3 protein-coding genes are annotated in these 2,077 nt (G+C 35.1%); all 3 read right to left on the minus strand.

From position 1 onward, the window contains the following. A partial coding sequence (gene rpsO, locus KAS42_04635; protein MCK4905504.1) for a 30S ribosomal protein S15 occupies positions 1-242 on the minus strand: 242 nt, incomplete at its 3' end. Positions 243-345: 103 nt separating this feature from the next. Next, complete coding sequence (gene pyrF / locus KAS42_04640; protein MCK4905505.1) at positions 346-1,062, minus strand: orotidine-5'-phosphate decarboxylase; 717 nt, start codon at positions 1,060-1,062, stop codon at positions 346-348. 95 nt (positions 1,063-1,157) lie between these two features. Continuing rightward, a partial coding sequence (locus KAS42_04645) for a class I tRNA ligase family protein (GenBank protein MCK4905506.1) occupies positions 1,158-2,077 on the minus strand: 920 nt, incomplete at its 5' end.

The raw sequence follows: 2,077 nt of genomic DNA on the forward strand, positions 1-2,077 counted from the left end.
GTTTCCAAATATCGGGCTTCGGACTCTTTTTTTAAATAATTTAGTAAAGCTCTTCTTTTACCGACCAATTGCAGTAATCCTCTTTTGGATGTGCGGTCATGTTTAAATTTCGCAAGATGCTGCGAAAGAGTACTTATTCTTTGTGTAATAATCGCTATTTGTACCTCCGGCGAACCTGTATTTTTAGGGTCTTTACCGAACTCTTCAACTATTTTCGCTTTATCTTCCTTAGTAAAAGGCATAATTAAAAACTCCTTATTTAAAAATAGACTAAAGACCGAAGACCACAGACTACATAAAAACCTATCTTTTACTTTGGTCTTTGATTATTAGGGTGGGATTATATCATAATCTATTTAATTTCTCCAAAATCAATTCCAGTTTCTTTTTTGGTTCTTTACTTTCCGTTATACTTCTACCCATAACTAAGTAATCCGCTCCGCGTTTTATTGCATCTTCAACGGTAATTATTCTTTCTTGGTCGTCTGAAGGTAACTTCTCCAGTCTTACTCCCGGGGTAACAATGATAAAATTCTCTTTTGTATTATCTCTTATCAAACTTATCTCTTCACCGGAACAAACTATTCCGCCCAAACCACACTCTTCGCTAATTTTGGCAAGTTTTAGAACCTGCTGTTTCATCGGCAAAGAAAAACCCACTTCTTTTAGTTTTTCTTCATCTAAACTTGTAAGAATAGTAACACCCAAAAGTATGGGAGCTCTGCCATTTGATTTCGAAGACAACATTTCGACTTTTTTCACAACTTGCTCAAGCATCGTTCTGCCGCCCAAAGAATGCATAGTCAACATATAAACTTTTTCACTAAATGCCACTTCTACCGCATTTGATATAACGCTTGGAATATCATGAAATTTCAAGTCAAGAAAAACTTCTGCGCCTCTATCTTGAATCATATGGATAATATCCATGCCTTCTTTTAGAAAAAGCTGATGTCCTATTTTAAAGATGGAAACATGTTCAACTAAATTTTCCACTAAAGACTGCGCTTCTTTTCTGGAAAAAACATCTAAGGCAACTATTATCGGTTTATCTTTTCTCATTTTATTTTTTAATTGATTACAAAGATTAAATATTTGTCAGTAAATTTGTGTAATCCGTAGTTAATAATCTCTGTAATCACCATAGTTTTTTTATGTCATTTTTTCGGAAATAACGGTTTTTCTTTTTTTATTTCTTTATTTGTTAAAAGAGTTTTAAAATTTCCTTTAATTGAAAAAGCCGATTCAACTTCAAGCCCAAGCTGTCTAAATATGGCTTCGCTCGTGTTTGGCAAGAAAGGATATACCAATATCGCGATTGTTGCAAGTCGTTGTGCCAAATAATAAAGAAGTGTATTCAAAGAATTCGTATCTTTTTGTTTAGCCATCTTCCAAGGTGCATATTCTTCTATAATCTTGTTGGTTTCCCGTATCAAATTCATTATATTAACTAATGCCTTGGAAAATTCCGAGGATTCTATGGCACTATTGCGAACATCTAATTGCTCCTGTAAATCTAATTTTATAGATTTTATTTTAATATTTCCCTCTTCATCATTGGGCTCAGGTATTTTCCCTTCGCAGTATTTCTCTATCATTGTCAATATGCGTAAAATCAGATTACCCAAATCATTTGCAAGCTCATTATTATAACGTTCCTTTAGGCGTAGGACGGAAAAATCTCCATCGTGGTTGAAAGGGAATTCAGTCAAAAGGAAATATCGCAAAGTGTCTGCCCCGTATTCTTCTACTAAAGGTAGTGGGTCTATCATATTGCCCAACGACTTGCTCATCTTTTGCCCTTCAACGGTAAAAAACCCGTGGATAAAAAGTTTTTTGGGCGTTTTTTCTCCAACCGCCAAAAGCATCGCGGGCCAAATAACCGCATGAAACCAACATATATCTTTAGCCATTAAATGAACATCCGCAGGCCACCACTTTGAGAAATTCTTGCTGTCATCGGCATATCCTATAGACGATATATAGTTTATTAAAGCGTCTATCCAGACATAGATTGTCTGAGAATCATCAAACGGAAGATTTATTCCCCACGAAACGGTTTGCCTGGAAATGCTAA

The organism is bacterium (assembly GCA_023135785.1).
Taxonomy (GTDB): Bacteria; CAIJMQ01; CAIJMQ01; order CAIJMQ01; family CAIJMQ01; genus CAZNJA01.

What these genes read in the sequence shown, in the direction of transcription:
- pyrF (MCK4905505.1), bottom strand. Translation starts at nt 1,062, where the DNA reads ATGAGAAAAGATAAACCGATAATAGTTGCCTTAGATGTTTTTTCCAGA.